The following is a 398-nucleotide window of genomic DNA, read 5'->3' as shown; positions in this document are numbered from 1 at the left end:
CGGACCTGTCGGGCCAGATCACGAACATCAACGGTCAACTGGCCGATGCGGTTCTGTACGACTCGTCGGCGCACGACTCGGTGACGCTGGGCGGTACGGACGCAACCTCGGCAGTAGCCCTGCACAATGTGGCGAACGGCGTGCTGAGCGCATCGAGCACCGACGCAGTGAACGGTTCGCAGCTGTATGCGACGAACACGAACGTGTCGAACCTCGCGGGCGACGTGACGACCATCAACGGTCAGATCACGAACATCAACGGCAAGCTCGACGATGCGGTTCTGTACGACTCGTCGGCGCACGACTCGGTGACGCTGGGCGGTACGGACGCAACCTCGGCAGTAGCCCTGCACAACGTGGCTAACGGCGCGCTGAGCGCATCGAGCACCGACGCCGTG

General features: G+C 63.8%; 1 pseudogene. It reads left to right on the top strand.

Annotated features, from left to right (window positions below):
• Positions 1–398, top strand: a pseudogene (locus tag VSR72_RS44080) (hypothetical protein); the annotation flags it as partial.

Origin of the sequence: Paraburkholderia sp. JHI869 (assembly GCF_038900775.1) — a bacterium.
Classification (GTDB): domain Bacteria; phylum Pseudomonadota; class Gammaproteobacteria; order Burkholderiales; family Burkholderiaceae; genus Paraburkholderia.
This window is presented reverse-complemented; position numbering and strand designations above follow the sequence as displayed.